At 33.5% G+C, this 12,195-nt stretch carries 11 protein-coding genes; 10 read left to right on the top strand and 1 reads right to left on the bottom strand.

Annotation, left to right across the window (positions count from 1 at the left end; all coding sequences use genetic code 11):
- Nucleotides 1-7: 7 nt before the first annotated feature.
- The 9 genes from AMD28_RS08275 to AMD28_RS08240 all read left to right on the top strand — a co-directional run bounded on the left by AMD28_RS08275 (nucleotide 8) and on the right by AMD28_RS08240 (nucleotide 10,868).
- Nucleotides 8-295 carry a hypothetical protein gene (locus AMD28_RS08275; protein WP_055443680.1) on the top strand — a complete coding sequence of 96 codons (288 nt, stop codon included), beginning with the start codon at nucleotides 8-10 and terminating at the stop codon, nucleotides 293-295.
- Between the two features lie 127 nt (nucleotides 296-422).
- A complete protein-coding gene (locus AMD28_RS08270) occupies nucleotides 423-1,073 on the top strand; it encodes a TetR family transcriptional regulator C-terminal domain-containing protein (protein ID WP_055443679.1) in 651 nt (216 codons plus the stop codon).
- A 73-nt stretch (nucleotides 1,074-1,146) separates the two neighbouring features.
- Nucleotides 1,147-2,457 (top strand): ABC1 kinase family protein, encoded by a 1,311-nt coding sequence (locus AMD28_RS08265; protein ID WP_055443678.1) that lies wholly within the window; start codon nucleotides 1,147-1,149, stop codon nucleotides 2,455-2,457.
- A 193-nt stretch (nucleotides 2,458-2,650) separates the two neighbouring features.
- On the top strand, nucleotides 2,651-4,495 hold the full coding sequence (locus AMD28_RS08260) for a WS/DGAT/MGAT family O-acyltransferase (RefSeq protein ID WP_055443677.1): 1,845 nt from the start codon (nucleotides 2,651-2,653) through the stop codon (nucleotides 4,493-4,495).
- 3 nt (nucleotides 4,496-4,498) lie between these two features.
- Nucleotides 4,499-5,080: an alpha/beta hydrolase gene (locus AMD28_RS19030; RefSeq protein WP_152975571.1), complete on the top strand. Its 582-nt coding sequence runs from the start codon at nucleotides 4,499-4,501 to the stop codon at nucleotides 5,078-5,080.
- Nucleotides 5,008-5,427 (top strand): serine aminopeptidase domain-containing protein, encoded by a 420-nt coding sequence (locus AMD28_RS19025; RefSeq protein WP_152975570.1) that lies wholly within the window; start codon nucleotides 5,008-5,010, stop codon nucleotides 5,425-5,427. Before AMD28_RS19030 ends, AMD28_RS19025 begins: the two co-directional genes overlap by 73 nt.
- 12 nt (nucleotides 5,428-5,439) lie before the next feature.
- Nucleotides 5,440-6,612 (top strand): alpha/beta fold hydrolase, encoded by a 1,173-nt coding sequence (locus AMD28_RS08250; protein ID WP_055443676.1) that lies wholly within the window; start codon nucleotides 5,440-5,442, stop codon nucleotides 6,610-6,612.
- A 14-nt stretch (nucleotides 6,613-6,626) separates the two neighbouring features.
- On the top strand, nucleotides 6,627-9,857 hold the full coding sequence (locus tag AMD28_RS08245) for an HAD-IB family hydrolase (protein WP_055443675.1): 3,231 nt from the start codon (nucleotides 6,627-6,629) through the stop codon (nucleotides 9,855-9,857).
- Nucleotides 9,858-9,866: 9 nt separating this feature from the next.
- A complete protein-coding gene (locus tag AMD28_RS08240; RefSeq protein ID WP_055443674.1) occupies nucleotides 9,867-10,868 on the top strand; it encodes an NAD(P)H-dependent glycerol-3-phosphate dehydrogenase in 1,002 nt (333 codons plus the stop codon).
- A gap of 11 nt (nucleotides 10,869-10,879) precedes the next feature.
- Here AMD28_RS08240 and AMD28_RS08235 read toward each other — a convergent pair whose 3' ends face one another.
- A complete protein-coding gene (locus AMD28_RS08235) occupies nucleotides 10,880-11,260 on the bottom strand; it encodes a hypothetical protein (RefSeq protein WP_152975569.1) in 381 nt (126 codons plus the stop codon).
- 204 nt (nucleotides 11,261-11,464) lie between these two features.
- On the opposite strand from AMD28_RS08235, the gene AMD28_RS08230 reads away from it, so the two are divergent.
- Complete coding sequence (locus tag AMD28_RS08230) at nucleotides 11,465-11,992, top strand: inorganic diphosphatase (RefSeq protein WP_055443672.1); 528 nt, start codon at nucleotides 11,465-11,467, stop codon at nucleotides 11,990-11,992.
- Nucleotides 11,993-12,195 lie beyond the last annotated feature (203 nt).

The following is a 12,195-nucleotide window of genomic DNA, read 5'->3' as shown; positions in this document are numbered from 1 at the left end:
ATTTGATATGCGTACAAAATCAATATTAGATGCTCCAAAAAACATAGTTTTTAAAGCATTAAAGAAAACAAGAAAAGTTGCAGAATCGGCTAATGATTATGCGCTAAATACCACAGAAGGCGTTGTTAGTGAAACGATAGTTGTTGCAGAGCAATGGCAAACGGTTGCTAGTAAAGCAATAAAAGACAGCTTGAAAATAGCTGCAACAAATCAAGATTTAGTTTTTACTGCTTTAGCAGGTATGAAAAAACACGTAAAACTTAGCAAAAAAAGATTTACTAAGCTTATAGCATAGTATTAAAGTTTTTGTTTATTACTAAGTTGATTGGTTAGAAAGGTTGTCTGTAGAGACAACCTTTTTTGTTTTATAGATCTTCGTTTTGGTCAAAACGTTTCGTACTTTTATAGCAAACATTTGATTAATGGCCAAGAAAAAGAAAGTTGCAGCTTCAGATATACTCACCATGTACATGGATTATGTGGTAAAACACCATAGTAAACCAGAATCGGTAGCAAGTTTTACGGAAATACATGCTTTAGATGAAGAAGTTTTTTACACCCATTTTGCCTCTTTTAAAGATGTAGAAAAGGATATTTATTTATTGCTTTTTGAAAATTCAGTGGCTATTTTAAAGCAAACGCCAGAGTATATTTCGTTTACTAAAAAAGACAAGATGCTCAGTTTGTATTATACTTTTTTTGAAAACCTGTCGCTCAATCAAGAATTTATAAAAATCAATTTGAAAGGTTTCGAAAATCAGCTGAAAGCATTTTCTACCTTTTCCAGATTAAAACGTGGATTTAAGGCATTTGTAGAAGATTTAGATCTAGAAACAATTAGTCTGAATGTAGATACCATTGAAAATATTCAAAAGAAAACCATTAAAGAATCTTTCTGGATTCAGTTCTTGTTTACTATGAAGTTTTGGCTCGATGATACTTCGGAAGCTTTTGAAAAAACAGATATTTTTATTGAGAAATCACTAAACACCAGTTTCGAATTGTTAAATACCAAGTCTTTGAATAATATAATAGATTTGGCGAAGTTTTTATATAAAGAGAAAGTGAAATAGTAGTCCTGCAAGGTTTTTAAAACGGTGTAGGTCTATAAATTAAAAAAAGATACCCGTTTTCACGGGCATGAGTATGAAAACACTTAAAAACATACCGATTTCTAAAATTCAAAGGGCATCCAAATTGGTGCAAACGGGAGCAAAAGTTGGCGTAAATTATCTGAAATATTATGGCGATAAAATGGTGCATTCCGAAGAAGAAGCCAAAGAACGTTTGGACGAATCTAACGCTACAGATATTTACGATAGTTTAAAAGACTTAAAAGGTTCTGCATTAAAATTGGCGCAAATGCTAAGCATGGAGAAAAACATTTTGCCGCAAGCCTATGTGGAAAAATTCTCTTTGTCGCAATTTTCAGTACCTCCATTATCTGCACCATTAGTTTTAAAAACTTTTAAAAAGTCTTTTGGTAAATTCCCAAGTGAAATTTTTGATGCTTTTAATCCGGAAGCAATAAATGCAGCGAGTATCGGACAAGTACATAAAGCCGAAAAAGATGGGAAAACCTTAGCTGTAAAAATTCAGTATCCAGGAATTGCAGATAGTATTTTATCCGATTTGGCAATGGTTAAACCCATCGCTATGAAAATGTTTAATATTAAAGGAGAGCATTCCGACGTATATTTTAAAGAAGTTGAAGGGAAGCTGTTAGAAGAAACGAATTACTTGCTAGAGATAGAACAAAGCAAAGAAGTCGTTGCTGCATGTGCGCATATTCCTAATTTAGAATTCCCTAGATATTATGAAGATTTCTCTTCACAACAAATCATTACAATGGATTGGATGGAAGGGATGCATCTTTCCGAATTTGCTAAAATAAATACTAACGCGGAGCTTGCCAGTCAACTCGGACAAGCATTATGGGATTTCTATTTATATCAAATGCATACGCTTAAGAAAGTACATGCCGATCCGCATCCGGGTAATTTTTTAGTTTCCGAAAAAGGAAAATTAATTGCCATCGATTTTGGTTGTATGAAAATCATTCCGGAAGATTTTTACTTGCCTTATTTCGAATTATTTAATAAAGAAATACTGGATGATTCTAAACGGTTTCATAAGCAATTATTGAAATTAGAGATTTTAAGAAAAGACGATTCCGAAGAAGAAATAGCATTTTTCACCAATATGTTTCACGATGTGCTAAGCTTTTTTACACAGCCTTTTCGAGAGGAAACTTTTGATTTTTCAGATCCCGCATTTTTTGAGAAGATAGCTGCTATTGGGGAACGTTATTTTAAAAGTACGAGATCTAATAAAATGAACGCCAACAGAGGTTCTAAACATTTTATTTATTTGAATAGAACGTTTTTCGGATTGTTTAATTTAATGTTTGATTTACAAGCTAAAAACATTAAAATCAATAACTATCAAAATTTTTAGTAGCGCACTTCACGATGCAACATCTTACTTAAATTAAAATACTATGCATGCATAGTATTTTGTGTAAATATCGTATATTGTAAAAAATACCGTTTATTTTGTGGTTTATTTTGATAAAATCATTAAATTTTCACATTAAATATATAGAATTAGCAATATTTTAAAAGAACAGCATAAATACAAATAATTTATAATGGCAAAAAAAATTGATTTGAAGGATATTGTGCAAGATGCTTTCGATACTTCAATCCACCAGATTTCAGGTTCTGATGCTGCATTTCTATATGCAGAATCACCAACAAGTCCGATGCATATTGCAACCTTGAATATTGTTGAGGGTTCTTTAAAGTTTGAAGATTTTAAAGAGATTGTCGCTTCCAAATTGCATTTAGTGCCAAAATTCAGACAACGATTATTAAGTGTTCCTATGGATTTAGATTATCCGTATTGGGTAGACGATCCAAATTTTGATATCGACTTGCATTTAAATCGTATTAAATTACCAGATCCTTCCAATTGGAAAACCTTAAGAGATTTAACATCTACCCTGTTTTCTGCACCTTTAGATTTGCGTAGACCATTATGGTCGATGCATTTTATTGAAGGAATAGACGAAATTGCGCAAGTACCAAAAGGCTCTGTTGCTATAGTAACAAAAGTACACCACGTAATGATTGATGGTAGTTCTGGCGTTGGTATTATGGGTGTTTTGTATGATAGTGATGCAGATGGCAAGCAGAAAAAGCGTTCTAAACCTAAACCTTTTAATCCAGAACCATTACCAGACGAACTTAGTTTACTGCTAAAAAGTGGTTATGGTTTTTTAAAGAATCCGTTTAGAATACCAAAAACAATTGCAGAAACGGCTTACAGTTTTATAAAAAGCAAAGCAGCCAAGAAACTAAGTATTCAAAGAGAATTTAGTTCCACAAAGTTTCCAGTTCCAATTACCATTTTTAATGGCACTATTTCAGCCAAAAGAACTTGGGGAACAGCCATTTTATCCTTCGAACGAATTAACGTACTTCGAAAAACAATGGGAGGAAGCATTAACGATGTCATTCTTGCTATTTGCGCAGGAGCGCTTCGTCGTTATTTAGTTGAAAAAGAAAAACTACCATTACATCCTTTGGTTGCCAATGTGCCAATTTCTATTCGTACAGAAGGCAGCAACCATAAAATGAATAATCAAATTGCTAATATGATGATTCAGTTAGCAACACATATCGCAGATCCGTTAGAACGTTTAGAATATATTCAAGAACAAACCATGCTGGGTAAATCGAGACACAATACTATGGGAGCAAAAACACTGGCAAAAATGGCAGACGTGGTTCCTTTTGGTTTAGCAAATTTAGCAGCTGGATTATACAGTAAATACAATATTAAAGATTTACACAGACCACCATTTAATGTTACCATTACTAATGTTCCGGGGCCAAGAGGTTTATTGTATTTAAACGGACATAAAGTAGTTTCTATTTTTGGTTTGACTCCTGTTGTAGATGGTTTCGGATTGATTATTGCTGCATTTAGTTACAACGGACAAGTGAGTATTACTACAACTTCAGATTCTAAAACAATGCCAGATGCGGATGTCTTTTCTAGATATATTAGAGAATCTGCTAACGAGTTGGAAGAACAAATTAAAAACCTAGGAAAAGATAAATCTGATAGTAAAACAGTACAACAAGTTAAAAGCAAAAGTGGACCATTTTTTACGGCTTTAAAAAAGTATGTAAAAGAAAATCCTAAAGAAGTGAAGTCGGCTAAAGGTTTATACCATATGCAATTAGATTTAGGAGATAGAACAGATGGCTGGGAACTAGATTTTACAAAAACAGTAGCCGTTATTAAGAAGAAGAAAAACGTAGACCCTAAGGTTTTAATCGAAATTGAAGATGAAAACCTATTTGCTTTGTATAAAGGCAAGTTGCTTTTAGAGGAATTAAAAATTCAAGGGCGAATTAAAATAACAGGAACTGCAGCAAGTAAAGCAAAATTCATGAAGTTGCTAACTGCTTTTCTAGAACGATAATTAATGTTTTATAATACACATATATTTAAATCTACAGATGGCGAATCCATTTGTTATTATAAATGGGAAGCGAACCCAAAAGTGCCTTTTAAAGGCGTTGTACAAATCGCACACGGATTAGGAGAACATGCCGGTAGATATGATGGTATGGCACATCTTTTACAAGAGGAAGGCTATTCGGTTTATGCTAATGATCATCGTGCACATGGTAAAACTGCAGAGATGAAACGCTTGTTTGGCTTTTATGATGGTAACGAGTATTTTGACGATTGTATAGAAGACATGCATGTGTTATCCAATCTAATGAAAGTCGAAAACCCCAAAACGAAATATATATTATTTGGTCATAGTATGGGATCGCTTTTTAGTAGAATGTACGTCACTAAATATGGTGAAGAATTAGATGCTTTAATCTTATCTGGAACCGCAAGTTTTATAAAAGGATTAGGGAATGTTGGACTTGTGGCAGCGTCTACAGTAACCGCTTTTCGCGGAAGAGCAAGAGGAAATGAATTTTTGAAATCGGTCTTTTTTGGCGAATTCATAAAAAGTTCAAACCCAATAGAACCAAATTTGATTGGCTAAGTCGTGATGAAGAACAAGTCGATGTTTTTGCTAAAGATCCTTATCGAATAGAAGATTTTTCATTGGGTGTGTTTTTAGATATTATCAAAAACTCGAAAACAATCAATAAATCGGAAGCCTTTAAAGCAACACCAAAAGATTTACCAATTTTGATGTTTTCTGGAGACAAAGATCCCGTTGGTGAAATGGGGAAAGGCGTAAAACGCGTTGCCAAACAATTTGAGAAAAGTGGAATACATGATTTTACCTTTAATTTATATGAAGGAGGAAGACACGAAATGTTAAAAGAAACGAATGCCGAGGCAGTGAAGCAAGAAGTTATTGCTTGGCTAAATGCACGTATGTAAGAATTAAAAGAAATGGAAGAAACCCAAATTATATATAAAATTTTCACACGCTTAGCTGTTGCTTTAGGAACGCTAAATGGCCTGTCTATAAAAGATGCAAAAAAGCTAACGAACCTACAATTCAAGCAGCATCCTTTTCAAAAGGAAATCAAAGTACTTATTAGTAATATCAAAAAAGACGAACACGAAATTATTGAACAATTATTAGAAAAAACTATTTTGGTATGTGATGAATTAGGTCCGAATAGAGATTATATAACGCTAATAAAAATATTAAAAAATATAGGCGTTTCTATTTCCGAAGGGCACGATCAAAACGAATACAAATACACCAATTCCATTCTAGATAGATTCCAGAAAAAAATAAAGGCGATCAATAAAAAAATCCCATTACCGCCATTATTTAATATGATGATGGAAAGCAGGTCGATAATCGAATGGTCATCCATTTATTGCTTATATCCTTTTATCCCAAAACGTATTAAAGGTAAAGGCAAGCCTGTATTATTAATTCCGCCATATTTAGGGGATGACTTTTCTACTTCCTTTGTACGAAAATATTTAAAATCTCTAGGCTTTACAACCTACAAATGGGAATTAGGATTTAATATGGTGAAATCCCATTATATTCCTAGGTTAGAAGAAAAACTAGCAGATATTTACCAAGAACACCAAGAAAAAGTAAGTATTGTTGGTTGGAGTGGCGGTGGTATTTTTGCCAAAATTATGGCAAATAGACATCCAAATCAAGTAGAACAAATTTTAACGATTGGTTCTCCAATTTGGGGCGTTATGGATATGAAAACACCCGTATATGGTTTGTTAGAATTTTTTAGAGGAAAGTCTTTAAAGGAGCGTAACGAAAGGTTTTTAGCCGAATTAGAACCAATACCAACCGTTCCTGTAACTTGTATTTATACAAAAACCGATGGTTTAGTACCTTGGAAACATTGTATGGAAGCAGCAACATATAGAGAGAATATTAAAAATATTGAAGTCTTTGGTAGTCATACGGGAATGGGAGCCAATGCAAGTGTTTTGCTCGTTACAGCCAATATGCTTAGTGCGAATATACAAGGTAAAAAAATAAGAGATGTTGGCTCAAATATAGAACGTTATTTATATCCTAATTTCTGGAAAAAAGCTATAAAAACGTTTAAAACTAAAAAGCCAATTGTACAGTAATAAAATAATAAGATATGGATCATATTATTGCCCATCATAAATTTCAAGAAGCTTTAAAGCAAATTGCTATAGAGATAAAGTTAGATCTTGAAGATGTAAAAAAGCAAGGCGCAAACTGCATTAAGGAGCTGTATGCACAACAGCATCCTATTGCAAAATTAATGTCCGTAAAAAGCTTTGATTATATTCTTTCTAGAGCGTATAATGATAAAATTGATGTCGATCCAAAAGGGATAAAAAAGCTGATGAAATTGATGCAGAAAAACTCTGTAGCATTCATCATGACGCATAAAACCTATCTTGATACTTTGGTGCTGATTTCAACATTGGCACGTTATGGTATGCCAATTCCGTATTCCTTCGGTGGAAGTAATTTGGCATTTCCAGGAATGAAACAATTAGGAAACAATGCAGGGCTTATTTTTATTCGTCGCAGTTTTAAAGACGACTTAATTTACAAAGCAGCTTTACGTCATTATATCGCTTCCATTATAGATAAAGGGGATCACCTAACGTGGAATATTGAAGGAACACGATCCAGAACCGGAAAAATTATTTACCCAAAAATGGGAATCTTAAAATATATTAAAGAAGGGGAAGCGCAGAGTACAAGAAATATAAAATATGTTCCCGTTTCTATTGTTTATGACCTAATTCCAGATGTCAAACAAATGACAGAGGAAGGAAAAGGCCAAGAAAAAAAGTCGGAAAACATAAAAGAGACTTTCAGTTATATTAAGAAATTAGGACATGATTATGGTCGTGCAGCAATCCGATTTGGAGATCCTGTGGAAATGGATGAAGACCAGCAAGCCATCATTCCAGATATGGAAGAAGATAGTTATGCCGATAAAAATACACTACCACGTTTTGCTTTTGAGTTAATTCACAAAACCAACGCGATTACACCAGTAACAACGGTTTCCCTAATTTGCCACGTGCTGCTAAATGATTTTGCTTTAACCAAAAAAGAAATCGAATTCAAGGTGAATAGATTGATGGGATACATTGGTCAGAAAAAAGAAGATGTTCTTATAGATCGTGGTAAAAAGATTGGAGTTACCATTCAAACCGCACTAAATTTATTAAAGGCAGCTAGAATAATTCAAAAAAGTAGGGCAGGACAAAAGGCGCAATATAGTTTGGTTGCTACCGAGTATTTACCAGCGACGTATTATGCAAATATGGCTTCGGGCCATTTATACCATCAGGCTTTTATTGAAATGGCTTTGGTGAAAATAAAAGACGATACATCTGCGAATCGTATTACGAACTTCTGGAAAGAAATTATGGACCTTCGTAATTTATTTAAGTTTGAATTTTTCTACACGAATAAACCAAAATTTAGTAGTGAAATTGAAACCGAATTATTACGATTCGATAAAAACTGGAGAGCCATTTTAGCAGATCCAAAAGGGGATATCTCTGCGTTGTTGAAGAAGCAAGATTTATTCGTTTCTAGAGCAATTCTTTTATCGTATTTAGAAGCCGATAAAGTGGTTTGTCATACCTTGAATAGTTGGGATACAGATGATGAATTTACAGATAAAGAATTCATCGAATTGTCTATGTTTAAAGGAAAAGAATTGCATTGGCAATCTAAAATAACACGTTTAGATAGTGTTTCTAAACCCTTTTTAATCAATGCACTTCGTTTTGCTAAGAATGCAAATTTAATTCCAGTAGATAGAACCATAGATTATGATGCTTTAGAAAGCTGGAAAAATCAGTTAGAAGATTTATCCGAAAGGTTATTTTACTTAAAGCAAATAGAAAATGTACAAGATGAAAAAGGATTAAAAGAAGAACCGCAAGAGCAAATTATGGTTCCCGATTCTGGTAATGATGAAATTCACCAAGAAGAAGCCATTGAAGAAGGTCCGCATATCACCGCGTTTTTTGATATGGATAGAACGTTAATCAATGATTTTTCAGCGAAAAAATTCATGACAACACGTTTGTTTAGCGGAAAAACAACAGCAAAAGAATATCTCACACAGTTTGCTACAGCAGCAGTTTTTGCTTTAGGAAATAGAGATTTTGAAGTGCTTACTAAAATAGCTGCACTTGGTGTAAAAGGCATTGCAGAAGCTGCATTTACAGAATTAGGAGAACAGGTTTTTACCGATTATCTAGAAGAAACTATTTACCCAGAATCGCGGGAGTTAATAGAGAAACATTTAGAGAAAGGTCATAAAGTCGTTATTATATCTGCAGCTACTACTTATCAAATTGAACCCATAGCGAAAGCCTTAGGGATTAAAGATATTTATGCAACAGAAATGGAATTGCGCAACGGTAAGTTTACTGGTCGTGTTTCCGAAATGTGTTGGGGAGAAGGTAAAGCAAGAGCGGCAAGAAAATTTGCGAAAAAGAACAATACCGATTTATCTAAAAGTTATTTTTATACCGATAGCTTTGATGATTATCCATTATTAAAAATTGTTGGAAAACCAGTTGCTACCAATCCAGACCAGCGATTATCTCAAGTAGCGTTCGAAAATAATTGGCCAATTTTAAGATTTGAAGAACCAGTAGGGAAACCTTTGGTTAATGGTTTTAGAACCGGATTAGCAGCAGCAAGTATTTATCCTTCCGCTTTAAAAGGAATTGTAAAAGGAGCAATGACGATGTCTAGGCGAGAAGCTGCGAATACTACCTTTTCCAGTATTGGTGATTTAGGATCCAAAATGGCAGGATTAGAAATAGCTGTAAAAGGCAAACATAATTTAGAAGAAATACGTCCCGCAGTTTTTTGTTTTAATCATCAAAGTGCTGCCGATTTCTTTATAGTGATGAAATTGATTCGTCATGATTTTACAGGAATTGCTAAAAAGGAATTAGAGAGAACGCCTTTCGGACCTATATTTAAAGCATTAGGTGCTATTTATGTGGATCGTGCTAATAAAGAAAAAGCCATTGAAGCCATGCAACCAGCAGTGGAAGCTCTAAAGAGTGGGATTTCTGTAGCTATTGCACCAGAAGGAACCAGAAGCGGGAGTAAAACTTTAGGAACCTTTAAAAAGGGTGCATTTCATTTAGCCATGCAAGCAGGAGTGCCAATTATTCCTATTGTAATTAAAAATGCGTATTTGGCCATGCCAAAAGGAACAAGCATGTTTAAACCAACACATATAGAAGTGGTGGTTTTAGACCCTGTAGATACTTCCCTTTGGAAAAGAAAAAATATCAATAAGCATATTGAAGAAGTTCGAGATTTATATATTAATGAATTAGAAAATTAATTTTAGGTTATGAAATTAAACGTCGGAATTTTAGGAGGTGGTTCTTGGGGAACCACAGTAGCATCATTAACTGCAAAAAATAATGATACTATTTTATGGGCAAGAAATGAAAAAACTATTCAAGAAATTAATGAAGAACATAGCAATTCTAAATATTTACCAGGAGCCAAATTAAATAAGAATTTAAAAGCTTCTACTTCTATTGAAGAAACGGTTAAAAATGCAGATGTGATTGTCATGGGGATTCCTTCGCAGCATTTTAGAGAAGTGTTGCGTGCTGCAAAACCTTTTATTAGACCTTGGGTTCCTATTGTGAGTTTAGCTAAAGGTTTAGAATTGGACACTAAAATGCGCATGACGCAAATTATTGAAGAAGAACTTCCTGGGCATCCAGCTGGAGTTCTTACAGGACCTAACTTAGCTAAAGAAATACATGCTGGGCAAGCAGCGGCAGCCGTAATTGCCATGGTAGATAAAACGATTGCTAAAGAATTACAACAAGTATTTAGCACAGGGTTATTTCGTGTATATACCAATAATGATGTGATAGGTTGCGAACTTGGTGGAGCTCTTAAAAATATTATGGCAATTGCCACAGGAATGGGGGATGGTGCAGATGCAGGGGATAATACAAGAGCTGCGTTAATCACCAGAGGCTTATCTGAATTAACTAGGTTGGGAATTGCCATGGGAGGAAAACGACGCACGTTTGCTGGACTAGCAGGAATGGGAGATTTAGTAGCTACCTGTTCCAGTTCTAAAAGTAGAAACCACCATGTTGGATTTCAAATCGGACGAGGGAAAAGTTTAGATCAAATTATTGAAGAAATGGATGAAGTTGCCGAAGGTGTAAAAACGGCAAAAGCAGTTATGGAATTAGCTAAAGATTATAAAGTAGACATGCCAATATCTAGAGAGGTTTATAAAGTGCTTTATGAAGGGAATACGGTTAATGAAGCCTTTAAAGGTTTGCTTAAAATTGAAAGCGGCTCAGAAAAGGAGCCAGGATAGGAGGCTTTTTTTTACAGTGTGTTTTTTAAATTCACTTTATGATATTCTGTAGATTCCCCATTTGTTTCTAATGTCAGATTGCTTTTATCTAGTTTTTTAATTACAGAGGTCCAATTGCCATATCTATAAATGTATTCTAGTTTCATAGTATCTGCTTCCTTTTTTATATAAATGTGCGAATGTGATTTTTCAACAGGCTTGTATTCTCCAATCGTTTCCGATATTTCCACATTTTCCACATTTCCTCTTCCATTTTCAAACCAATAATGATAAATGCTTTTAGAATCGTCATTTTTAATTTTCCAATACCCAGTAATGGCTTCCTCAATTTCTTTATCAGAAGAGCAGCATTCTAAACTTTGTGCAAAGTTTGAAAATGGGATTAATAGCAAAAAAAATAAAAGATAATTTTTAAATAAAGGCATTTAAATAAGAAAATTAATAGCAAAACAATAACAATATACTGTTTTTTAATTAAATGGAATGTGTTTTAGTTGCTAGACGCTAAATGTTTCCGTATTTTTGCACTCCAATTTTTTTAGACTTTAATAACAATAATTTTTTTGCTTAGGCAGAAATAATAAATAAAATAATACATGAGCCCAAAAGGAAAAGACACATTTGATGTTTTAATAGAGATTCCAAAAGGAAGTAGAAATAAATACGAATATGATTTTGATTTACATAAAATCCGTTTCGATAGAATGTTATTTTCTTCTATGATGTACCCAGGAGATTATGGATTTATTCCAGAAACTTTAGCACTTGATGGAGATCCATTAGACGTATTAGTAATGGGTGCTGAACCAACTTTTCCAATGTGTGTAATGGAAGTAAAGCCAATTGGAGTATTTCACATGGCAGATGAAAAAGGACCAGATGAAAAATTAATATGTGTACCTACTACAGATCCTATCTGGAATAGCTGTAATGATATTAATGACTTAAATCCACATAGAATAAAAGAAATAACACATTTCTTTCAAGTATATAAAGATTTAGAAAAGAAAAAAGTAGACGTAGGTGGTTGGGGAGATGCAAAAGAAGCTTATGAAATTTTAAATAAATGTGTAGAGCGCTATGAAAATAGTGAACACAAAGCAAAAGGTAACTTTACTATATAAGACCTTTTAGAGTACAAAACGGAAACCCTTTCATTTTAAATGAAAGGGTTTTTTGTTTTATAATACGGAAATGCAATCGGTTGGGATTCTATATTTTTCTTTTTTTAATAAAAACCGTTAGATGACTTGTTTTCTTTTAGAAAGTAAAATAGTAAAATGCTAATTTTTGTGTTAAAAAATTGTCATTTTAAAATATTTTTTAC

This window comes from Lacinutrix himadriensis (assembly GCF_001418105.1).
Lineage (GTDB): Bacteria > Bacteroidota > Bacteroidia > Flavobacteriales > Flavobacteriaceae > Oceanihabitans > Oceanihabitans himadriense.
Note: the sequence above shows the minus strand (reverse complement) of the source record. Positions and strands in the feature narration are given on the sequence as shown.